The 343-nt window shown below is 63.0% G+C and carries 1 protein-coding gene; it reads right to left on the bottom strand.

All coding sequences use genetic code 11. From position 1 onward, the window contains the following. Positions 1-343 (bottom strand): 3-deoxy-7-phosphoheptulonate synthase (locus tag B4F27_RS17605; RefSeq protein ID WP_286760303.1); only part of this gene is annotated, 343 nt, incomplete at both ends.

The raw sequence follows: 343 nt of genomic DNA, 5'->3' as shown, positions 1-343 counted from the left end.
GCGGTTCGCGATCTCGCGGTATTTTTCCGCCTTTTCGCTTTCGGTAAAGCCCAGGGTCCAGCCGTGCACCTGATGCACATCGGCATAGCCGCCGGTCGAGAACGCCCGGATCAGGTTCAGGGTCGCGGCGGCCTGTGTGTAGGCGCGCAGCATCTTTTTAGGGTCGGGAATACGGGCGTCGGCGGTAAAGGCGAGCTCGTTGATGATGTCACCGCGGTAGCTTGGCAGTTCCACCCCATCCACCGTTTCAGTCGGCGCTGAACGCGGCTTGGCGAACTGCCCCGCCATGCGGCCCAGCTTGATCACCGGCACTTTGGCACCGTGGGTCAGCACGATGGCCATC

It is taken from the genome of Sulfitobacter sp. UBA1132, from assembly GCF_002311545.1.
Lineage (GTDB): Bacteria > Pseudomonadota > Alphaproteobacteria > Rhodobacterales > Rhodobacteraceae > Sulfitobacter > Sulfitobacter pontiacus.
This window is presented reverse-complemented; position numbering and strand designations above follow the sequence as displayed.